15 protein-coding genes and 1 tRNA gene are annotated in these 20,659 nt (G+C 64.3%); 6 read left to right on the top strand and 10 right to left on the bottom strand.

Annotated elements, in window-relative coordinates; translation table 11 throughout:
• Window positions 1–108: 108 nt before the first annotated feature.
• Window positions 109–185 (bottom strand) — tRNA-Pro (locus NLY43_RS07955).
• Between the two features lie 200 nt (window positions 186–385).
• On the opposite strand from NLY43_RS07955, the gene NLY43_RS07950 reads away from it, so the two are divergent.
• Both NLY43_RS07950 and NLY43_RS07945 read left to right on the top strand, forming a co-directional pair.
• Window positions 386–1,906 (top strand): phosphomannomutase/phosphoglucomutase, encoded by a 1,521-nt coding sequence (locus NLY43_RS07950; protein ID WP_023709832.1) that lies wholly within the window; start codon window positions 386–388, stop codon window positions 1,904–1,906.
• Window positions 1,907–1,917: 11 nt separating this feature from the next.
• Complete coding sequence (locus tag NLY43_RS07945; protein ID WP_023723530.1) at window positions 1,918–4,155, top strand: mannose-1-phosphate guanylyltransferase/mannose-6-phosphate isomerase; 2,238 nt, start codon at window positions 1,918–1,920, stop codon at window positions 4,153–4,155.
• Window positions 4,156–4,227: 72 nt separating this feature from the next.
• Here the strand turns inward: NLY43_RS07945 and betB are convergent, their stop codons facing one another.
• Genes betB through betI form a run of 5 tightly spaced genes read right to left on the bottom strand, consistent with a single transcriptional unit; the run spans window position 4,228 to window position 10,528 of the window.
• The gene (betB, locus tag NLY43_RS07940; RefSeq protein ID WP_023709830.1) at window positions 4,228–5,691 is read right to left on the bottom strand and encodes a betaine-aldehyde dehydrogenase; all 1,464 of its coding nucleotides are present in this window, start codon (window positions 5,689–5,691) and stop codon (window positions 4,228–4,230) included.
• Between the two features lie 51 nt (window positions 5,692–5,742).
• Window positions 5,743–7,395 carry a choline dehydrogenase gene (gene betA, locus NLY43_RS07935; protein ID WP_023709829.1) on the bottom strand — a complete coding sequence of 551 codons (1,653 nt, stop codon included), beginning with the start codon at window positions 7,393–7,395 and terminating at the stop codon, window positions 5,743–5,745.
• 3 nt (window positions 7,396–7,398) lie between these two features.
• The gene (locus NLY43_RS07930; protein WP_023709828.1) at window positions 7,399–8,403 is read right to left on the bottom strand and encodes a threonine/serine dehydratase family protein; all 1,005 of its coding nucleotides are present in this window, start codon (window positions 8,401–8,403) and stop codon (window positions 7,399–7,401) included.
• Window positions 8,400–9,929, bottom strand: a complete 1,530-nt coding sequence (betC, locus tag NLY43_RS07925) for a choline-sulfatase (RefSeq protein WP_023709827.1) — start codon at window positions 9,927–9,929, stop codon at window positions 8,400–8,402. Before betC ends, NLY43_RS07930 begins: the two co-directional genes overlap by 4 nt.
• An 8-nt stretch (window positions 9,930–9,937) precedes the next feature.
• Complete coding sequence (gene betI, locus NLY43_RS07920) at window positions 9,938–10,528, bottom strand: choline-binding transcriptional repressor BetI (RefSeq protein ID WP_023692769.1); 591 nt, start codon at window positions 10,526–10,528, stop codon at window positions 9,938–9,940.
• A gap of 199 nt (window positions 10,529–10,727) precedes the next feature.
• Here betI and NLY43_RS07915 point away from each other — a divergent pair, with 199 nt between their 5' ends.
• Both NLY43_RS07915 and NLY43_RS07910 read left to right on the top strand, forming a co-directional pair.
• A complete protein-coding gene (locus NLY43_RS07915; RefSeq protein ID WP_023709826.1) occupies window positions 10,728–11,894 on the top strand; it encodes an acetyl-CoA acetyltransferase in 1,167 nt (388 codons plus the stop codon).
• A 27-nt stretch (window positions 11,895–11,921) separates the two neighbouring features.
• On the top strand, window positions 11,922–12,926 hold the full coding sequence (locus NLY43_RS07910; RefSeq protein WP_023709825.1) for an asparaginase: 1,005 nt from the start codon (window positions 11,922–11,924) through the stop codon (window positions 12,924–12,926).
• Here the strand turns inward: NLY43_RS07910 and NLY43_RS07905 are convergent.
• The gene (locus NLY43_RS07905) at window positions 12,919–14,274 is read right to left on the bottom strand and encodes a TIGR03808 family TAT-translocated repetitive protein (RefSeq protein ID WP_023709824.1); all 1,356 of its coding nucleotides are present in this window, start codon (window positions 14,272–14,274) and stop codon (window positions 12,919–12,921) included. The two genes, NLY43_RS07910 and NLY43_RS07905, sit on opposite strands and share 8 nt — an antisense overlap.
• A 138-nt stretch (window positions 14,275–14,412) precedes the next feature.
• On the opposite strand from NLY43_RS07905, the gene greA reads away from it, so the two are divergent.
• Window positions 14,413–14,886, top strand: coding sequence for a transcription elongation factor GreA (gene greA / locus NLY43_RS07900; RefSeq protein ID WP_023702220.1), 474 nt, complete (start codon window positions 14,413–14,415; stop codon window positions 14,884–14,886).
• Between the two features lie 7 nt (window positions 14,887–14,893).
• Here the strand turns inward: greA and NLY43_RS07895 are convergent, their stop codons facing one another.
• The 3 genes from NLY43_RS07895 to NLY43_RS07885 all read right to left on the bottom strand — a co-directional run bounded on the left by NLY43_RS07895 (window position 14,894) and on the right by NLY43_RS07885 (window position 18,754).
• Window positions 14,894–15,130, bottom strand: a complete 237-nt coding sequence (locus NLY43_RS07895) for an AbrB/MazE/SpoVT family DNA-binding domain-containing protein (RefSeq protein WP_023702219.1) — start codon at window positions 15,128–15,130, stop codon at window positions 14,894–14,896.
• 64 nt (window positions 15,131–15,194) lie between these two features.
• Window positions 15,195–17,315, bottom strand: a complete 2,121-nt coding sequence (gene scpA / locus NLY43_RS07890) for a methylmalonyl-CoA mutase (RefSeq protein ID WP_023709823.1) — start codon at window positions 17,313–17,315, stop codon at window positions 15,195–15,197.
• Complete coding sequence (locus NLY43_RS07885; protein WP_023709822.1) at window positions 17,312–18,754, bottom strand: methylmalonyl-CoA mutase subunit beta; 1,443 nt, start codon at window positions 18,752–18,754, stop codon at window positions 17,312–17,314. Before NLY43_RS07885 ends, scpA begins: the two co-directional genes overlap by 4 nt.
• Before the next feature lie 349 nt (window positions 18,755–19,103).
• Here NLY43_RS07885 and NLY43_RS07880 point away from each other — a divergent pair, with 349 nt between their 5' ends.
• The gene (locus NLY43_RS07880; protein ID WP_023702217.1) at window positions 19,104–20,648 is read left to right on the top strand and encodes a helicase HerA-like C-terminal domain-containing protein; all 1,545 of its coding nucleotides are present in this window, start codon (window positions 19,104–19,106) and stop codon (window positions 20,646–20,648) included.
• Window positions 20,649–20,659: the final 11 nt, after the last annotated feature.

Here is a 20,659-nt window from a genome sequence, read left to right as displayed (position 1 = left end):
AAGGTTGTCGCGTCAAAACACCATGCTGACAGCGACGCCGACGCGGCCGGTTTGCATCAAGCTATCTTGTGGGTCGGGAGAAACAAATACCTAAGTATCTGTTTTTTCTGGTCGGAGTGGCAGGATTTGAACCTGCGACCCCCTCGTCCCGAACGAGGTGCGCTACCAGGCTGCGCTACACTCCGTGACCAGACCGCGGGCTTATAGCCGCCGCATACCGTTCCTGCAAGCGGCAATGGCAGCGCTTCTGTCGCATTTCGTTGGCTTTCGTTGGGCATTGCCGCAAAGCTTGGCTTTCCCTCCCGGGATAAACCCGGCTTAAAGCCTTGTGTGCTAAGTCGCAGCCTCGATAGATCGTGTTTTCGCCATCTGGAGCTTTGCTGCCTTGCCCCTGAAAATCGTAGGCGACGCCCGGCCCAACAGCTTCGAACTCGAAACCGAAGCGCTGATCAAGGCGTCCGGCTTTCGCGAATACGACGCGCGCTGGTGGTTCGGCCACGCCGGCTCCGCGCAGCCGCCGGAGCTGAACCTGATCGGCGTGCAGGCGCTCGGCATGGGGCTTGGCACCTTGATTCGCCGCCTTGGCGCTGGGCCCGACATCGTCACCGGCCATGATTTCCGTTCCTATTCGCTTGGCATCAAGCTGGCGCTGGTGTCCGGCCTGATGGCCGCCGGCGCCAGGGTTAGGGATATCGGCCTGGCGCTCTCGCCAATGGCCTATTTCGCCCAGTTCGCACTCGACGCGGCGTCCGTCGCCATGGTCACGGCGTCACACAACGAGAATGGCTGGACCGGGGTCAAGATGGGCGCGGCGCGGCCGCTGACCTTCGGGCCGGAGGAAATGAGCGCGCTGAAACGGATCGTGCTTTCAGGCGATTTCGACCTTGCCGGCGGCGGCTCCTACGATTTCGTCTCCGGGTTCCGCGAGACCTATCTCGACGACCTGACCAGGGACAAGCGCATCGCGCGCAAGTTGAGGGTTGTGGCCGCCTGCGGCAACGGCACCGCCGGCGCCTTTGCGCCGCAGGCGCTGGAGCGCATCGGCTGCGAGGTGATCCCCCTCGATGTCGAGCTCGACCACACTTTTCCGCGCTATAACCCCAACCCTGAGGACATGCAGATGCTGCATGCCATCAGGGACAAGGTGCTGGAAACCGGCGCCGATGTCGGGCTGGGCTTCGACGGCGACGGCGACCGTTGCGGCGTGGTCGACAATGAGGGCAACGAGATCTTCGCCGACAAGGTCGGCGTCATGCTCGCGCGGGACATATCAACCCAATATCCCGGCTCGACCTTCGTCGTCGACGTCAAGTCGACCGGCCTGTTCAACACCGACAGAGTCCTGCGCGCCAATGGCGCGGTCACCGATTACTGGAAGACCGGCCATTCCTACATCAAGCGCCGCGTCGCCGAGCTTGGCGCCGTCGCCGGCTTCGAGAAGTCGGGCCATTTCTTCTTCAATCCGCCGATCGGCCGCGGCTATGATGACGGTCTCATCACGGCAATAGCCATTTGTGAGATGCTCGTCCGCAACCCCACAAGTTCGATGGCCGATCTCTATCGCGCGCTGCCGCTGACCTTCGGCACGCCGACCATGTCGCCGCATTGCGCCGATGACGTGAAATACGGCGTGGTCGATCGGGTGGTGGCGGACTTCCAGGCGATGCAGCGCGCCGGCAAGGCTTTTGCCGGCCAGAAGATCGCCGAGCTGATCACCGTCAACGGCGTGCGCATCGTGGCCGAAGATGGCACCTGGGGCCTGGTACGGGCGTCGTCGAACAAGCCGGAGCTTGTCGTGGTTGTCGAAAGCCCGGTATCGTCCGACCGCCGCCGGCAGATGTTCGAGGCGGTCGACGCCGTGCTGCGCCGCAGCCCCGAAGTCGGCGCTTACAACCAGACGTTCTGATTGGACCTTTCATGACCGAGCGCATCGTCAGTTTTGTCATGAGCGGCGGTGTCGGTTCGCGGCTGTGGCCGCTGTCGCGCGAGGACAACCCGAAACAGTTCCACGATCTTTCCGGCGACGGCTCGATGCTGGCCAAGACACTGCGCCGGCTGACGGCGCGGCCGGAGGGCGAAACGCCGATCTTCCTGATCGCCGCCGAGCGCCATGCCGAGCGCGTGCATGCCGACCTTGCCGGCCTCGACCTCGCCGGCGGTGGCCCGCTGTTCGAGCCGACCGGGCGCAACACGGCTGCCGCCGTGGCGCTGGCCGCGTTGCGCACATTGTCGGAGTTCGGCGACAGCCTGGTTCTGGTGGTTCCGTCCGACCACGAAATCGCCACCCCCAGGCAGTTCTGGCAGAGCGTCCAGGCTGGCAGCCAGGCAGCCCTTTCCGGCCGTCTGGTGGTGTTCGGCATCAAGCCGACGCAGCCCGAGACCGGCTATGGGTATATCGAAGTCGCAGCCGAAAGCGGCGGCGTCTTCGACGTGTCGCGCTTCGTCGAAAAGCCCGACCTCGCTACTGCGCAGAGCTATCTCAGTGCGGGCACCTTCTACTGGAACACCGGCATTTTCCTGTTTCGCGCCGGCGCCATGCGCGACGCATTTGCGGCCTTCCAGCCCGACATCTGGCAGGCCACCGAAGCGGCCTACAAGGCAGCGACTTCGGATCTGTCCGGCCTCTATATGCCGCTCGACCTCTACGCCGCCATCCCTTCGAACTCGATCGACTACGCGATCATGGAACGGGCCAAGGACATCGCCATGGTGCCGGCCGGCTTCCGCTGGAACGACCTCGGCTCCTGGCAGTCGCTGCTCGATGTCGGCCCTGCTGATGCCAATGGCAATGTCGTCGTCGGCGATGTCGTCGCCATCGATTGCGAGAACTCCTACATCAGAAGCGACGGCCGGCTTTTGTCGGCGATCGGCATGAAGGACGTCGCGATCGTCTCGACGGCGGATGCCACCTTCGTCGCGCCGGTCAGCCACAGCCACCACGTCAAGAAGATCGTCGAGCAGCTGGAGAAATCGGGACGGCTGGAAACCAGGTTTACGCCGGCACACGACCGCGTCATCGAGAGCGGCGCCTGGCGTCGGCGCGTGCATCACTGGCTGTTCGAGGAGACCTTGCCGCTGTGGTCGACTTCAGGCGTCGATGAGCGTCATGGCGGCTTCCACGAGGCGCTCGGCTTCGACGGCGAGGCGCTGCTGAAGCCCAAGCGCATGCGCACGACGGCGAGGCAAGTCTACGCCTTCGCCGTTGCCAAGGCCCGCGGCTGGGACGGTCCAGCCGATCGCCTGATCTCCCATGGCATCGCCTTCATGGCCGGGAAGGGCCGCACGGACCGGGGCGGCTGGGTGCGCACGCTCAATGTCGACGGCTCCGTCGCCGACCCAACCGAGGATGCCTACGACCATTCCTGCGTGCTGCTGGCGCTGGCGCATGCGCATATGTGCGGCGATCCGGATGCGCTGCGGCTGGGCCAGGAGACCTTCGTGTTCCTCGACGCGCATCTCGAGGACAGCCGCATGACCGGCTTTCTCGAGACATCCGATGGCGAGGGCGAGCGGCGCTCCAACCCGCATATGCATCTGCTCGAGGCCTTCCTCGCCTGGTATGAGGCGACCGGCGACCGCACCTATCTGCGCCGCGCCGCGCGCATCATCGACCTTTTCCGCAGTCATTTCTTCGATGCCGAGAGCTGGACGCTGGGCGAATATTTCGACGCCGGGTGGAAGCCGGCCGCCGGCGAGAAGGGCACATGGACCGAGCCCGGCCATCATTTCGAATGGGCCTCGCTGCTCACCGATTTTGTCGCCCGCAGCGGCCAGGGCGAGTTGAGCAATTTTGCCCGCAAGCTCTACGCCTCGGCCATCGCCAACGGCCTCAACCGCGCCACCGGCCTTGCCTACGGCGCGGTCTCCAGACAGGGCCTGCCGCTCGACCTTGTGTCGCGGAGCTGGCCACAGGCCGAAGCGATCAAGGCGGCGATTGCGCTGGATGGCTCGGGTGGTCCCGACCTCAAGCCGGAAATCGAGGCGCGCGTCGGCCGCCTGTTCCGCTGGCACATCGATCCGGCCCCGCTCGGCCTGTGGATTGACCGCATCGACGAACGCGGCCGCTCCTTGGCATCGGACGTGCCGGCCAGCATCTTCTATCATCTGGTCTGCGCGCTGACGCAGTATCTGGACGGCACGGCGCAGAAGGGGTGAGGTTGTTGAGAGGCCGGTGCGAGGCACCCCCCTCTGCCCTACCGGGCCAGGGGGGTGCCTCGCGCCAACCCCTCAATACGGGCTCGCTACATCCCCGGTCTCGACATACACCGCCTTCAGCTGCGAATAGAGCGCTAAAGCCGCCAGCGAGTTCTCGCGCCCGATGCCGGATTGCTTCACCCCGCCAAACGGAATTTCCACCGGCGTCAGATTGTAGGCGTTTATCCAGCAGGTGCCGGCCTGCAGTTCGGCGATCACCCTATGAGCGCGCTGCAGGTCGCGGGTGAAGACGCCGGCGGCGAGGCCGAATTCGGTGTCGTTGGCGCGGTCGATCACCTCGTCCTCGCCGTCGAACTTCAGCACGCTCATCACCGGCCCGAAAATCTCCTCGCGCGCAATGCGCATCTTATCGGTGACACCGGTGAACACGGTTGGTTCTACAAAGAAGCCGCCATCGAACCCTTGCAGCGACGGCACGTTGCCACCGCAGGCGAGCGTTGCTCCATCCTGCCTGCCGGCCGCGATGTAGGAAACGACCTTCTCCTGCTGCGCCTTGTTGACCAGCGGCCCCATCTGCGTCTCAGGATCGAGCGGATCGCCGATGCGGATCTTTTTCGTCCGCTCGACCAGCCGGTCGACGAAGCGGTCATGGATGCCGCTTTGTACGAAAACACGCGTGCCGTTGGAGCAGATCTGCCCGCTCGAATAGAAATTGCCGAGCATGGCGCCGCCGATGGCGTTTTCGAGATCGGCATCGTCGAACACGATCAGCGGCGACTTGCCGCCGAGTTCCATCGTCGCATGCTTCATCTTCGAACCGGCGAGCGACAGCACCTTGCGGCCGGTCGGCACCGAGCCGGTCACCGAAACCTTGGCAACGACATCATGGCCGACGAGGCCGGCGCCGACTTCGCCATAGCCTTGCACGACGTTGAACAGCCCGTCGGGCAGGCCCGCCTCTGAGTAGATCTCGGCCAGCGCCAGCGCCGACAGCGGCGTGTTCTCCGAAGGCTTGAATACCATGGCGTTGCCCATGGCGAGCGCCGGGGCGGATTTCCAGCCGGCGATCTGGATCGGATAGTTCCAGGCGCCGATGCCGACGCACACACCGAGCGCCTCGCGGCGCGTATAGGCAAAAGGTCCACCAAGATCGATCGCCTCGCCGTTGAAGGCGGCAACCGCGCCGCCGAAATATTCGAGGCAGTCGGCGGCCGATAGTGCATCCGCCACCAGCGTCTCCTGGATCGCTTTGCCCGTGTCGAGCGTCTCGATCCGCGCCAGATCGGCGTTGCGCGCGCGCAAAATGTCGGCGGCGCGGCGCAGGATGCGGCCACGCTCGACCGGCTTCATCCGCGCCCAGGCCGGTTGTGCGGCCCGCGCGGCTTCGATGGCGAGCTCCAGCACGTTCGGAGTCGCCGAATGCAAAGTGGCGATGACCTCACCGGTCGCCGGATAGATCACCGGCAGCGGCGCGCCGCCTTCGTCCTCGATGTAGCGGCCGTTGACATAGTGCGATGCCGTTGGCTGGGCGCGCATGCTGTTCTCCAGATGTATTCGCTATTGCGGAGCAGTCCGCCGGACAATGCCCTATCGATCCGCCACCTGCCAGCGCGGATTGATCCAGGGTTCCTGGTTGGATGGCGCCAGCGGCGTGCGGCCGAGAATGTGGTCGGAGGCCTTTTCGCCGGTCATGATCGAGGGCGCGTTGAGATTGCCATTGGTGACGCGCGGAAAGATCGAGGAGTCGGCGACCCGCAACCCGTCGATGCCGATGACGCGGCACTCCGGATCGACGACGCTCGTGATGTCATCGGCCCGACCCATCTTGCAGGTGCCGCACGGGTGATAGGCGCTCTCGGCATGATCCCGGATGAAGGCGTCGAGATCCTCGTCCGACTGGACATGCGAACCCGGCGAGATTTCCTTGCCGCGGAAGCCGTCAAAAGCCTTCTGGCCGAAGATCTCGCGGGTCAGCCGGATGCAGTGGCGGAACTCGGTCCAGTCGTCTGGATGCGACATGTAGTTGAAGCGGATGACCGGCGTCGCTTTCGGGTCGGGCGAGCGCAGCGTCACCGAACCGCGCGACTTCGACCGCATCGGCCCGACATGCGCCTGGAAGCCATGCGCCTTCGCCGCCGCCTTGCCGTCATAGCGCACCGCCGCCGGGATGAAGTGGTACTGGATATCGGGGTAGTCGACACCGGCCTGCGAGCGCACGAAGGCCGCGGCCTCGAAATGGTTGGTGGCGCCGAGGCCGGTCTTGAAGAACAGCCACTGCGCCCCGATCAGCGTCTTGGAGAATGGGTTGAGAACCGAATTCAGCGTGATCGGCTGGGTCGATTCCTGCTGGATGTAGAGCTCCATATGATCCTGCAGATTGCGGCCGACACCGGGCCGGTCGGCCACGACCTGGATGCCGTTCCCCGTGAGATGCGCGGCCGGGCCGATACCGGATAGCATCAGGATCTTGGGCGAATTGATCGACGATGCGGCGACGATCACCTCACGTCGTGCCTTAACGACCTGAATCTGTTTGTGAGCTTCGATCTCGACTCCGACGGCACGCTGATTCTCGATGATCACCCGGCGGGCGAAGCCTCTGATCACGCTGACATTTTGCCGCTTGAGCGCCGGCTTCAGATAGGCCGACGCAGCCGACCAGCGGCGGCCGCCGCGAATGGTTTGCTCCATCGGTCCGAAGCCTTCCTGCTTCCAGCCATTGTAGTCGTCGGTCAGTTCGAACCCGGCTTGGCGGCCGGCCTCGACAAAGGCGCCGTAGAGCGGATTCTTGCGCGGGCCACGCTGGACGTGCAGCGGGCCGCCGTGGCCGCGCCAGCCGTCCTCGCCGCCGTCACTGTCCTCCATGCGCTTGAAATAGGGCAGCACGTCGGCGAAGCCCCAGCCGGCCGCCCCCTGTTCGGCCCAGTGGTCGAAGTCGCGTGCGTGGCCCCTGACATAGACCATGCCGTTGATCGAGGACGAGCCGCCGATCACCTTGCCGCGTGGCGTCGCCAGCACGCGGCCGCCGAGATGCGGCTCCGGTTCGCTGGCAAAGCCCCAGTCGTAAAGGCTCATGTTGAGCGGGATCGACAGCGCCGACGGCATCTGGATCAGCGGCCCGATATCGGTACCGCCGAACTCGATGACGATCACCGAATGCTTGCCGTCTTCCGACAGTCGGTAGGCCATGGCCGAGCCGGCCGAGCCGGAGCCGATGATGACGAAGTCTGCTTCAAGCATGGTTCACATGCGCCCATCGTTCATATGCGAAATAAAATCGGCGAGCGAGACATTGCCGCCGGTAGCCATGACCAGGACCGTTTTACCCGTCACATCCACCTTGCCGCCGAGAAGCGCCGCCAGAGAGGCGGCGCCCGATGGCTCGAGCACCAGCTTCATCCGTTCGAAGGCGATCTTCATTGCCCGCCGCACGGAGCCATCATCGACGGTGATGCCGCGCACGCCGGCGGTCTTGACCGCCGCAAACGGCGCGTCGCCCGGCCGCCGCGACATCAGCCCGTCGCAGATCGACTTCGGCGCGATCGGCATGGTCTCGATGGCGCCATGCGCTAGCGATGCACCCATGCCGTTGAAGCCTTCCGGCTCGACGCCAATGATCTCGGTTGCCGGCGACAGATAGTGGAAGGCGAGCGACATGCCGCCGATCAGTCCGCCGCCGCCGACCGAGCAGAACAGAAGGTCGGCACTGGCGTCCTTTGCCTCGAGTTGTTCGAGCGCTTCGAGCCCGGCGCCGGCCTGGCCGGCAACGATCTCCGGATCGTCGAATGGATGCAGCAACGCCAGCCCTTCGGTCTCGGCAATCTCGCGGGCCTTGGCGGCTGCGACCTCTTCACGGGCGCGCTCGCCATGATCGGTCAGCACGACGCGCGCGCCATAGCCTGCGGTCGCATCGCGCTTGGCGGCCGGCGCGTCGATCGGCATGACGATGGTGACGGGAATGCCGAGCGCCTGGCCGGCAGCCGCCAACCCTTGCGCGAAATTGCCGGAGGAGTAGGCGACGACGCCTTTTCTGGCCTCATCCGGCGACAGCCGCTTCAACCGCCAATAGGCCCCGCGCACCTTGAACGATCCCGCCCATTGCAGCGATTCCGGCTTGATAAAGACGCGGGCCGCACCCGTCTCGTTGGCCAAGGCTGTCGATTCCAGCAAAGGCGTGATCTGCGTCGCCTTCGACGTCACGGCATAGGCCTGTCTGAGGTGCTCGAGGGAGGGGACAATTGTCATCATTCGCCTCGCGGAAAGCGTTTCTGTTCCTCGAGATTGTCGAGGTTCATGTGGTTGCGCATGTAGCGTTCCGACGCCTTCTGCAGTGGCTGGAATTCCCAGGGGTAATGCGTGCCGTTGCGCAGCGCGGGATAAACCACCCAGCGCCGCGCCTGGCTGACGCGCACCGCGGCATCGAATGCCGTCATGTCCCAGCGCGCTCGCACGGCTCCCGTGAAGGCCGCCACCAGATCGGCATGCGCCGGATCGGTGGCAAGATTGGTGCGTTCTTGCGGATCGGCTTCGAGATCGAACAGAAGCGGCGGGTCGATCTCGCAATGGATGAATTTGTAGCGGCCGTCGCGGATCGCCACCAACGGCGCGTTGGAGCCCTCGGCGGCATATTCCATCAGCACCGGCGCGGTGCGCTGTCCGCCATCAAGCAACGGCAGCAGCGACTGGCCATCGGTCCACGGCGCGATGGCAGAGATGTCGATGCCGGCGAGATCGCACAGTGTCGGCGTCACGTCGAGGTTGGAGACCGGCGCCTCGACCAGCCCGGCAGGAATACCCTTGCCGGCGATCATCAGCGGCACCCGCGCCGAACCTTCGAAGAAGTTCATTTTGAACCACAGGCCGCGCTCGCCAAGCATGTCGCCATGGTCGGAGCAGAACAGGACGACCGTGTCGTCCAGCATGCGCGTGCGTTCCAGCACCGACACCATCTCGCCGACCTTGTCGTCGAGATAGGAGATGTTGGCGTAGTAGCCGCGCCGCGAGCGGCGGATCTGCTCGGGTGTGATGTTGAAACTGTCGTAGTCGCTGGCCCGGTAGAGCCGCTGCGAATGCGGGTCCTGATTGGCATAGGGGATGAATCCCACCTCCGGCTCAAGCGCCGGACAGTCTTCATAGAGATCCCAATATTGCCGCCGTGCGACATAGGGGTCGTGCGGGTGGGTGAAGGAAACCGTCAGGCACCAGGGCCGGCTGGCCTCGTCCTCGGAGGTGCGGGCAAGATCGTAGAGTTTTTGCACCGCGTGGAAGGCGACCTCGTCGTCATACTCCATCTGGTTGGTGATCTCGGCGACGCCGGCGCCTGTCACCGAACCCAGATTGTGATACCACCAGTCGATGCGCTCGCCGGGCTTGCGGTAATCCGGCGTCCAGCCGAAATCGGCGGGATAGATATCGGTGGTCAACCGCTCTTCGAAACCATGCAACTGGTCGGGGCCGACGAAATGCATCTTGCCCGACAGGCAGGTGTAATAGCCGGCGGCGCGCAGATGGTGAGCATAGGTCGGAATTGAGGAGGCGAACTCAGCGGCGTTGTCGTAGACTTGGGTGCGCGACGGCAATTGGCCGCTCATGAAGGCGGCGCGCCCCGGCGCGCAAAGCGGCGAGGGCGTATAATTGTTCCGGAAACGTGCCGCGCGCGCGGCCAGCTCCTTGAGATGCGGCGCGTGCAGGAAGTCCGCCGGTCCGTTCGGAAACAGCGTGCCGTTGAGCTGATCGACCATGACGATCAGGATGTTGGGTCGCCTTTGTGTCACTGAGGCTGTCACTGTGTCTGTCGCCCGCCGAGTTTGGTTTCCAGATAGTCCTCGACCAGCGCAATCGCGGTCGCCGCGTCCGGCACGCCGTCCTTCAGCGCCCGCCTGATGTAGAGCCCGTCGATCATCGCCGCGGTCGCTTCCGCCGCGCGGTCGGCTTCGTGCCTGGCCAAGATGCCGGTCAGCCCGCTCATTAGGTTGGAATGCAGCCGCCGCGCATAGACCCTGAGCAGCCGGCGCAAGGCCGATGATTTCTGCGCCTCGACATAGAAGGCGAGCCAGGCCGCGATGGTTTCCGGCTGGAACTGGATGTCGGAGAAGTTGACGGCCACCACGGCCGAAACACGTTCGCGCGGCGAGCCGGCGGATTGCAGCGCGCGCCGCATGTCGATCGTCAGCTCGGCCAGAATATGCCTCATCGTCGCCAGCAGCAGCTCATCCTTGGCGCCGAAATAGTGGTGAGCCAATGCTGACGACACACCGGCGCGCCCCGCTATCTCCGACATGGTCACGTCAAGCGAGCCGCGCTCGCCGATCGCCGAGATCGTCGCGTCGATGAGCGCCTTGCGGCGCAACGGTTCCATTCCGACTTTAGGCATGATGTTCCCGGCTTTTGCGGCGGAGATTATTTTTTATTGACGCGTCAATCAACAAAAAACGATCCGATTGGAACCTGCACCAAGCGATTGTCGGCTTGCGGCCCTTTTCGATGCGGGCGGGATTGTTTATATTTGAACAATAAAGGCGAAGTGCGCCATTTGCCCACATGTTAGGCTGGCGCCAAGGATGGAGACCGCCATGACCGCAAGCATCGTTGGCTGGGCGCATTCGCGCTTCGGCAAGCTGGAAGGCGAGACGCTGGAAGGCCTGATCACCAAGGTCGCGGTCGACGCGCTCGACCATGCCGGCATCGGCCCGGATGAGGTCGACGAGATCGTGCTCGGCCACTTCAATGCCGGCTTTTCCCCACAGGATTTTACCGCCAGCCTCGTGTTGCAGGCCGACGACCGACTGCGCTTCAAGCCGGCGACGCGGGTCGAGAATGCTTGCGCCACCGGTTCGGCCGCGGTCCGGCAAGGCATCCGCGCCATCGACGCAAACGCTGCCCGCATCGTGCTGGTGGTCGGCGCCGAGCAGATGACGACGACGCCCGGGCCTGGGATCGGGAAGAACCTGCTGAAAGCTTCCTATCTGCCGGAGGAGGGCGACACGCCGGCCGGCTTTGCCGGCGTCTTCGGCAAGATCGCGCAGGCCTATTTCCAGCGTTATGGCGACCAGTCGGACGCGCTGGCGATGATTGCCGCCAAGAACCACAAGAACGGCGTCGACAATCCGTACGCGCAGATGCGCAAGGATTTCGGCTACGAATTCTGCCGCCAGGAAAGCGAGAAGAACCCCTTCGTCGCCGGTCCGCTGAAGCGCACCGACTGCTCGCTGGTCTCCGATGGTGCAGCCGCCCTTGTGCTGACCGACACCTCGACGGCGCTGAAGATGCGCCGCGCCGTCGCCTTCCGCGCCAACGAGCATGTCCAGGATTTCCTGCCGATGTCGAAGCGCGACATCCTGTCCTTCGAAGGCTGCGAACAGGCCTGGAACCAGGCGCTGAAAAAGGCCGGCGTGACGCTCGACGATCTCTCCTTCGTCGAAACACATGACTGCTTCACCATCGCCGAATTGATCGAATATGAGGCGATGGGCCTGGCCAAGCCCGGCGAAGGCGCCAGGCTGGCGCTGGACGGCACGACGGCCAAGGACGGCAGGCTGCCGGTCAATCCTTCGGGCGGCCTGAAGGCCAAGGGCCATCCGATCGGCGCCACCGGCGTGTCGATGCACGTCTTATCTGCCATGCAGTTGACGGGCGAGGCCGGCGGCATCCAGGTGCCGGGCGCAAAGCTCGGCGGCATCTTCAACATGGGTGGCGCTGCCGTCGCCAACTACGTTTCCATCCTCGACCGGATCAGGTAGAAGCGGCCCATATTTTTCGGGGTGGTGATGACAAATCCGGTTCTGGTCGAAGTCTTGCGCGGCGCGATCGTCGAGAGCGCCCATCGCGGCGCTGTCGCAATCTTTGACGGTGACGGCAAGCCTGTCCTGGAGATCGGCGATACGGCGCGGCCGGTGTTTCCGCGCTCGGCGGTCAAGGCGATCCAGGCGCTGCCGCTGGTCGAAACGGGTGCCGCCGATGCCTATGGCTTCGGCGACCGCGAACTGGCGCTGGCCTGCGCTTCACATTCAGGCGAACCCGCGCATGTCGAACTGGCGCAGGCGATGCTGGCCAAGGCCGACCTCGACAAGTCGGCGCTGGAATGCGGCGCGCATTGGCCGTCGAGCCACGACGCGACGATCGCACTGGCCCGCACAGGCGTCTCGCCGAACGCACTGCACAACAATTGCTCGGGCAAGCATTCCGGATTTCTCTGCACCTGCGTGCACTCAGGGATTGCCCACCAAGGCTACGTCAAGGCAGGCCATGGTTTGCAGGAGATGGTGCGCGACGCCATGCAGGCGGTGACCGGCGCTGCCCACGATGCGGATCACCGGGCAACCGATGGCTGCTCGATCCCCACCTATGCCGTGCCGCTGAAAAGTTTTGCCCTTGGCTTTGCCCGCATGGCTACGGGCAGGAGCTTTGGCCCTGAGCGTGCCAAGGCGGCCAAACGCCTGCTGTCTGCCTGCATGGCCGAGCCTTTCCTGGTCGCCGGCACCGGCAAGGCCGATGTGGCGCTGATGCAGGCCGCGCCCGGCCGCATCTTCGTCAAGACGGGCGCCGAGGGCGTCTATTGCGCTGCCGTTCCGGAGCTTGGCCTCGGCATCGCGCTGAAATGTGATGACGGCGCCGGCCGCGCCGCCGAGGTGATGATTGCTGCTGTGCTGGCAAAACTTCTCAGCGCCGACGGCGCACTGGCGGCGAACCTTCTGGAGCGGGCCAATCCGCCGATCGAAAGCCGCATCGGCGCCAAGGTCGGCTCGCTGCGGCCGACGACGGCGCTCAGCTGACCCTGTTTCGCTCGACCGTCAGATGCGCATAGCCGCTTACGCTTGACCGCGCGAGGTCGCCGGTCGCCGGTTCGGCCCAGCGCTGGCCGATGATGGCGCCGTTCTTGGCGCCGTCGATGACGTTGTCGGAAATGATGGCGTTTCCAGCGCCTTCTACCACAGTGACGGCGATGCCGGTTCCGGCCTGACGGATGATGTTTCCCGTAGCCACAACATTGCGCATATAAGCGCCCCAGCCGATCTGCATGCCGTAGAGCGGCGCGTTCTCGATGACATTGCCCGAGACGGTGGTGTCGGCCTCGACGCTGATACCGACGCCGAAGCCCGGCGCGTCGGCGGGGTAGGGGCCGGTGGTCGAGAGGTTACGCACGATGTTGTTTGTGCAGACACCCATACGGCCGCCCTCGTCGAAATTGACGATCGAGATGCCGTTAGCGGCACCATCGACGATGTTGTTGCCGATGATGGCGCCTTCGAAGGAGAATTCGGAATAGAGCGCCGTTTCGCCCGACCGCGAGCAGGTGTTGCCGGTCATCTGCAGATTGCTGGAACTGTTGGCGCGGATCGCCGAGAAGGCGCAGTCCGAGACGATGTTGCCGGTGACCGAGACATTGCCGGCACGGAATGCGTTGATGCCATTGCCGTTCTGCCCGGTGCCGCCGTTGCGCGCGCCGATCCGCTGCACGCGGTTGCCGCTGACGATCGTGCCGTCCTCGGCCTGCTGCCAGCGATGGACAAGAATGCCGCCATTGCCACAGTCGGATACGGCATTATCGGATATCGCCAGGCCAGCGGCCTCGACGGAGTAGATGCCGGCGTCCGCAGCCCCCGAAATCTCGGAGCGCTCGACGCGGCCCGACGCATGCTCCAGCGCCAGCCCATGCTTGCAGCTGCCGGTGATCGTGCAATTGTCGATGACGAGATGGGCGACGCGGCGCAGGTCGAGCAGGCCTTGCGCATCGTCGGCCAGCCCGCCGTTGGCGCCGTCGAAGACCAATGCGGTGAACTCTATATGCTCGGCCTGTTCGGCCGTCAGCAAATGGCCATTGCCGCCATAGAGGATGCGCGAGGCGCCCGGCACGCCCGAAAGCCTGACGCGGGCGGGCAGGGTCAGGTTGGACACGACATAGGTGCCCGGCGGCAGGAACACCGGCGCGTTGCGGTCGCTGGCCTCGGCTAGCATCCTGGCGAAGGCCTTGCTCTGGTCGTCCGGTGCGTCCGGCTCCACGCCAAGCTCGGCGGCGTTGATCGAGCCGCGCACCGCCGTTTTCGCCAAGGCGTTGCCCACCGAAAGGCCGAGCACGGCAAAGCCGGCCGTCCCCTTCAGAAGCGTTCGTCTGTTCAACATCGGCACATCCCTTGCGATCATCCGGCTGATCGCAGGAATTGGGCCAGCCGCATCGGTCTCCGCTCGGCCATAGTCCGGCCAATGACCGGGTCCGGCAAGTGGCTTGTGCAGTCACGGAAGCGGGCCTAAGTTTATCCGATGAGCAGAGCTTTTACCCGCGAGGAAGACAGCGAAAACGCCATTGCCGGCATCGGCGAGCGGCCGATCAGCCAACACCGCAATCTGGTGACGGAGCGCGGCCTGGCGATGATCGAGGACAATCTGGCCGATCTGCGCGACATTTTGGCGAAAGCCGAGCGAAAAGCCGATCGCGAGCGCATTGCCGTTGTCTCGCGCGACCTGCGCTACTGGACAGCGCGCCGCGAAAGCGCCGAGCTTTCCGTGCCGGAACCGGGCAGCGACCAGGTGCGCTTCGGCATGGGTGTCACGCTGGAAGGCGATGACGGCAAGAGAGTGCACTGGAAGATAGTCGGCGAGGACGAGGCCGACCCCTCAAAGGGCAGCATCTCACACGTCTCGCCAATGGCCGTGGCGCTGTTCGGCAAGAAGGTCGGCGACGTCGCAAGCGTCAACGGCAAAGAATGGGAAATCCTCAAGCTGTCGGACGCCTGACGCCAGCTCACCCTATTTGCACAGCCAGCTTTCGCAACGCGGGCTCATACTTGGCCATGACATCGCGAGCAGCACGTATTTGCCGTTCGACGTCGTCACACGGCACCGGCCTTAGGATGATGCCGTCGTCGGTTTCGATGATCTGGAGTTCATCGCCCACTTGCAGGCTCAAGCTGTCGAGCGTTTCCCGCGGCAGGATTACAACGCCCGATCCGTCCTCAAGTCCGTGAATGATGGTGTTCATAGCTATACCATAGGTTGCGCCCGATATTGCAACGCAACTTTGATAAGCAGTGCAACTGTTTCAATCAGCTCGCCAGCAGCCGGTCCAGCAACCGATCCGCAGCCTCCGGAATAACCGTGCCTGGCGGGAAGATCTCCGCGGCGCCAGCTTCCAGCACCGCGTCATAGTCCTGCGGCGGGATGACGCCGCCGGCGACGATCAGCATGTCGCTGCGGCCGAGCTTCTTCAGCGCGTCGCGTAGTTCGGGGATCAGCGTCAGGTGCCCCGCCGCCAGCGATGAGGCGCCGATGACATGGACGTCCTGCGCCACCGCCAGCCTGGCGATCTCGTCGGGTGTCTGGAACATCGCGCCGACCGTCACGTCGAAGCCGAGATCGGCGAAGGCCGTGGCGATCACCTTCTGGCCACGGTCGTGGCCGTCCTGTCCCATCTTTGCGACCAGGATGCGCGGCTTGCCGCCGGACTTCTTCTCGAAAGCTTCGAGCTTCTCCAGCAATCGGTCGACCGTCAGATTGTCGCCAAGCGCATTGCGATAAACGCCGGAGATCGTTTGCACCGAGGCGACGTGACGGCCAAAGACCTTTTCGAGCGCCAGCGAGATCTCGCCGACCGTGGCATTGGCGCGCGCGGCGCGGATGGCAAATTCCAGCAGGTTTTCGTTACCCTGCGCAGCGCGGGTCAGCGCATCGAGCGCGCTCTCGACCGCGCCGACATTGCGCGTGCCTTTCAGGTTCTGCAGCTTCGACAATTGCCGGGCCTTGACCTCGGCATTGTCGATCTTCAGCACGTCGACGTCGATTTCGTTCTCGGGGCGATGCGCGTTTACGCCAACCAGTATCTGCTCGCCGGAATCGATACGCGCCTGCGTGCGCGCCGCCGCTTCCTCGATGCGAAGTTTTGGAATGCCCTGTTCGGTTGCTGCCGCCATGCCGCCAAGCGCCTCGACCTCTTCGATATGGGCGAGCGCACGCGCCGCCAGATCGTGCGTCAGCCGTTCGGTATAGGCCGAGCCGCCCCACGGATCGATGATGCAGGTGGTGCCGGATTCCTTCTGCAGGATCAACTGCGTGTTGCGGGCGATGCGCGCCGAGTGGTCGGTCGGCAGCGCCATCGCCTCGTCGAAGGAGTTGGTGTGCAGCGACTGGGTATGTCCCTGCGTCGCCGCCATCGCCTCGATCATGGTGCGGGTGATGTTGTTGTAGGGGTCCTGCGCCGTCAGCGACCAGCCGGAGGTCTGGCAATGGGTGCGCAGCGACAGCGAGCGTTCGTCGTTCGGTGCAAAATTCTTCTGCATCAGGGTCGCCCACAACAGGCGCGCCGCGCGGAGCTTGGCGATCTCCATGAAGAAGTTCATGCCGATCGCCCAGAAGAAGGAAAGCCGCGGGGCGAAACGGTCGATGTCGAGCCCGGCGGCGACGCCGGCGCGGGCATATTCGATGCCGTCGGCGATGGTGTAGGCGAGCTCCAGGTCCGCGGTCGCGCCGGCCTCCTGCATGTGATAGCCGGAGATCGAGATCGAATTGAACTTCGGCATGTGCTGGGAGGTATAGGAGAAGATGTCAGACACGATCCGCATCGAGGGCTTCGGCGGATAGATGTAGGTGTTGCGGACCATGAACTCCTTCAGAATGTCGTTCTGAATGGTGCCGGCGAGATCCTTCTGAGCAACGCCCTGTTCTTCGGCCGCGACGATATAGAGCGCCATGATCGGCAGCACCGCGCCGTTCATGGTCATCGACACCGTCATCTCGCCCAGCGGAATGCCGTCGAACAATTGCCGCATGTCGAGGATGGAATCGATGGCCACGCCCGCCATGCCGACATCGCCGGCAACGCGCGGATGGTCGCTGTCATAGCCGCGATGGGTGGGCAGATCGAAAGCGACCGAAAGGCCCTTTTGGCCGGCGGCGAGATTGCGCCGGTAGAAGGCGTTGGATTCCTCGGCCGTCGAGAAGCCGGCATATTGCCGGATCGTCCACGGCTGCTGGACATACATGGTCGGGTAGGGACCGCGCACGAAGGGCGGCATTCCCGGATAGGTGTCGAGATGCGGCAGCCCCTTGAGATCGCCCTGGCTGTAGAGATGCTTGACGGCAATACCTTCCGGCGTCAGCCGCTGGCCCTTGACCTCGACCGGCGCGCGCCGTGGCGCCGACCAGCCAATGTGGCTGAAATCCGGGATCACTGTGCGGCTCCGATTGCCTGGTCGATGCGGACCGGAAACAGCGCCTCGCACACCGCCACGCCCTCTGTGAAAGGCGGCCGCCGCTCAGCCGCCAGCGTCTCGACCGGGGCATCGTTTTTCAGCGGGTAAAGCGTGGTGCCGATGATTGCCCGTTCACCCGACCGGTAGGCCTCGGCGCGGCGCTCGGATGCTGCCTTGACGCGCTTCTGGATATGCCCTTGCTGCAGGCTTGCCAGAACGCCGCCTTCCGCTTCGATCCGCTGGAACTCTTCCCACGCCGCTTCGCACAGGCCCAGGGTCAGCGCCTCGACTGCGCCCGACCCAAATGCTGGGTCGGCGACATGGTCGATATGGCTTTCATTGGCCATGATCAACTGCGCATTGCGGGCGATGCGGCGGGCAAAGCCGGCCGGCAGCCCGAGGGCGACGGTGTGTGGCAGGATGGAGATCGAGTCCGCGCCGCCTGCTGCCGCTGCAAAGCTGGCGATGGTGGTGCGCAGGATGTTGGTTTCGGGATCCGCCGCCGTCATCATGCGGAACGACGTCTCGGCATGGATGTTGGCTGTCGATGCCGGGATGGAACAGGTTTCCTGGATGCGCGCCCACAGCCTGCGCAAGGCCCGGACCTTGGCCATCGACAGGAACTGGTCCTGGTCGACGCTCAGCGCAAAGCCGATATGGGGAGCGGCATAGACAAGCGGCTGGCGCGCATCCTCGAACATCCTGAGGTATGACACGGCGGAAGCGAGCATGGTGCCGAGTTCCTGCGCTTCCGTGGCGCCGGCATTGTGGAACACCCGCCCGTCGGCCTCCAGCAGCACACCCGGCACGCCCAGCGAGAAGAAATGCGCCAGCGATTGCGGCATCGATGCCTGCAACGCCTCGATCGACATGCGCAGCCGGCCGGTTCCGGCAAAGATTGCCGCCGGGTCGATGCCGAAGGAGAGGTTCAGCTTTGCCGGGTCGGAGCGGCGCTTGCTCAGGAACGCCACCAGCCAGTCGGCGACGGCACGGCTCCAGGGATGGGCGTCGATGCGGATCTGCGTGCGGTTGAGCGGTACGCCATCCAGCACCGTTTCCAGCGCCTGCGCCGTCCTTGGCAGGCCATAGCCGAACGCATTCGGAGCACCCTCGAAGACAAGCGACAATCCCGTCGCGCCTTGTGCCACATCGTCCAGGGCCTGCGCCTTGGCGCGGCCGATATCGGGATCGTCAATGCGCTGGCTGACGATCCAGGGCAATTTGGGGTTGGCGCGCACAAGCGGCTCGGCGCCGGCGGCGCGATCGTAGAGCGGTTCGATGCGAATCTGATCGTCGGTATGCGAGACCAGTTTTTCCTCGAAGGAGGCGCCGGCGAGCGCCTTTTCGGCCAAGGCCAGCCAACGCTGGCGCTCGACGTCAGCGGGTTCGATGCTCCTGGTCAAGGCTCCGGCGCCCATCCATGTTCCTCGTTTTTATGCGGCCGCACCAGCGTCAGCCGTCCAGTCTACGGTTCCCTGCCAGATATCGCAATGCAATGCGCTTGCGCGGTTGGGATTCGCTTCCCTGACATAGGGCAGCCTGCGTGGACGAACCATGGAACGATTGCCAAACAGCGGCAAAATCCGCAAGTTCCAAAAACCGATTTGGAGGATTGGTTCAATTTAGACGATTGGCCCAATCTGGATGAATAGCCAACTGGATGGATAGCCCAATTGGAGAATAGCATTGTCGCTGCGCAATGGCCTGACTATACCCTGCGGCACGGCCACAGGCTTTTAACACATCAGTTTGCGGAGACATGGTCATATGGCTGACGACACCAGCATTTTCCTCGGCGCCAGCCGCAAGCCCGACGACAGCTATCAGCGCGCCGAACAGCTCTTGCTGCAATATGGGAACCGCCATGGCCTGATCACCGGCGCCACCGGCACCGGCAAGACAGTCAGCCTGCAGATCCTGGCCGAGGGGTTTTCCAATGCCGGCGTGCCTGTGTTCTGCGCCGATATCAAGGGCGACCTGTCCGGCATTGCCATGATGGGCAAGGCGCAGGATTTCCTGGTCAAGCGGGCCGAGCAGGTCAAGCTCGACCCTTACGACTTCCAGGAATTCCCGGTCATCTTCTGGGACCTGTTCGGCGAGCAGGGCCATCCGATCCGCGCCACCGTCTCGGAAATGGGGCCGCTGCTTCTGTCGCGGCTGATGAACCTCTCCGAAGCGCAGGAAGGCATCATGAACATCGCCTTCCGCATCGCCGATGAGGATGGCCTGCTGCTGCTCGACATGAAGGATCTGCAAGCACTGCTGGCCAACATCGCAGCGCGCGCCGACGAGATCAGCTCGCGCTACGGCAATGTCACCAAGCCGTCGGTCGGCGCAATCCAGCGCACGCTTCTGGTGCTGGAACAGCAGGGCGCGGCGCATTTCTTCGGCGAACCGGCTTTGCGCATCGCCGACATCATGCGCACCACCCGCGACGGCCGCGGCGCCATCAGCGTGCTCGCTGCCGACAGATTGATGATGAACCCCAGGCTCTACGCCACCTTCCTGCTCTGGCTGATGTCGGAGCTGTTCGAGGAATTGCCCGAGGTCGGCGATCCCGAAAGGCCGAAGCTGGTGTTCTTCTTCGACGAGGCGCATCTGCTTTTCGACGATGCGCCGAAGGTGCTGATCGACCGCGTCGAGCAGGTGGTTCGCTTGATCCGTTCGAAAGGCGTCGGTGTCTATTTCGTCACGCAGAACCCTTTGGACATCCCTGAAAAGGTTCTCGCCCAGCTCGGCAACCGTGTGCAGCACGCGCTGCGCGCCTATACGCCGCGTGAGCAGCAGGCGGTCAAGACCGCCGCCGACACCTTCCGGCCCAATCCCGATTTCGACTGCGCCACCGCCATCACCCAGCTCGGCACCGGCGAGGCGCTGGTCTCGACGCTGGAGGTCAAGGGCGTGCCGTCCATGGTGCAGCGGACATTGATCCGGCCGCCATCGTCTAGGCTTGGCCCGATCACAGCGGACGAGCGCCGCAAGCTGATCGACCAGAGCCCGGTCGCCGGCCAGTACGACCAGACCATCGACCGCGAATCGGCCTTCGAGATGCTGCAGAAGAAAGCCAGGGATGCGCAGGACGAGCAGGCGCAGCAGGCCGACAGCGGGCGCTCGCGCTGGACCATTCCGGGCTTCGGCAATGACGATCCGCCGCCGCAGCAATCAGGCGGTCGCCGCGCCCCTGCACCACGGCCGTCCAACCGCCAGACGGTGGCCGAAGCCGCGATCAAAGCGGTGGTGCGCTCGGTCGGCTCGTCGGTCGGCCGCGCGATCGTGCGCGGGATTCTGGGCAGCCTGTCCAGGGGGCGGTAAAAGTGTCGGCC

Source organism: Mesorhizobium sp. C416B, assembly GCF_030323165.1.
Classification (GTDB): Bacteria; Pseudomonadota; Alphaproteobacteria; order Rhizobiales; family Rhizobiaceae; genus Mesorhizobium.
This window is presented reverse-complemented; position numbering and strand designations above follow the sequence as displayed.

What these genes read in the sequence shown, in the direction of transcription:
- NLY43_RS07945 (WP_023723530.1), top strand. Translation starts at nt 1,918, where the DNA reads ATGACCGAGCGCATCGTCAGTTTTGTCATGAGCGGCGGTGTCGGTTCG.
- betB (WP_023709830.1), bottom strand. Translation starts at nt 5,691, where the DNA reads ATGCGCGCCCAGCCAACGGCATCGCACTATGTCAACGGCCGCTACATC.
- betA (WP_023709829.1), bottom strand. Translation starts at nt 7,395, where the DNA reads ATGCTTGAAGCAGACTTCGTCATCATCGGCTCCGGCTCGGCCGGCTCG.
- NLY43_RS07930 (WP_023709828.1), bottom strand. Translation starts at nt 8,403, where the DNA reads ATGATGACAATTGTCCCCTCCCTCGAGCACCTCAGACAGGCCTATGCC.
- betI (WP_023692769.1), bottom strand. Translation starts at nt 10,528, where the DNA reads ATGCCTAAAGTCGGAATGGAACCGTTGCGCCGCAAGGCGCTCATCGAC.
- NLY43_RS07915 (WP_023709826.1), top strand. Translation starts at nt 10,728, where the DNA reads ATGACCGCAAGCATCGTTGGCTGGGCGCATTCGCGCTTCGGCAAGCTG.
- NLY43_RS07910 (WP_023709825.1), top strand. Translation starts at nt 11,922, where the DNA reads ATGACAAATCCGGTTCTGGTCGAAGTCTTGCGCGGCGCGATCGTCGAG.
- NLY43_RS07905 (WP_023709824.1), bottom strand. Translation starts at nt 14,274, where the DNA reads ATGTTGAACAGACGAACGCTTCTGAAGGGGACGGCCGGCTTTGCCGTG.
- greA (WP_023702220.1), top strand. Translation starts at nt 14,413, where the DNA reads ATGAGCAGAGCTTTTACCCGCGAGGAAGACAGCGAAAACGCCATTGCC.
- NLY43_RS07895 (WP_023702219.1), bottom strand. Translation starts at nt 15,130, where the DNA reads ATGAACACCATCATTCACGGACTTGAGGACGGATCGGGCGTTGTAATC.
- NLY43_RS07885 (WP_023709822.1), bottom strand. Translation starts at nt 18,754, where the DNA reads ATGGGCGCCGGAGCCTTGACCAGGAGCATCGAACCCGCTGACGTCGAG.
- NLY43_RS07880 (WP_023702217.1), top strand. Translation starts at nt 19,104, where the DNA reads ATGGCTGACGACACCAGCATTTTCCTCGGCGCCAGCCGCAAGCCCGAC.